Consider the following 248-nt stretch of genomic DNA (forward strand, 5'->3'; position numbering starts at 1 on the left):
AGTGTCGTCACCGCGGCCTTGTCGCTGAGATAATCCTTGCCCGCCTTCATCACCCGGATGCCGAGCGGTGCGCGCAGGCTGGGAACGGCGGCGCTGCACACCAGCTTGATCCGCTTGTCGGCGAGGATCTCGTCCTCGCCGCGCGCCAGCGTCGCGCCCGGGTACCGCTTCCGGAACATCGCGATCTGTTTCGGATCGGTCGCGTAGAAACTGGTCAGCACGCCACCGCCGCGAATGATCGCATCGGT

Annotated in this window: 1 protein-coding gene; it reads right to left on the reverse strand. The window is 66.1% G+C overall.

The window, feature by feature from the left end; translation table 11 throughout:
• The coding region (locus tag AC0IYH_RS33175) for a hypothetical protein (RefSeq protein WP_471838645.1) at nucleotides 1-248 on the reverse strand (248 nt) is incomplete at both ends.

The sequence above is a fragment of the Pseudomonas sp. AC463 genome (assembly GCF_979253585.1).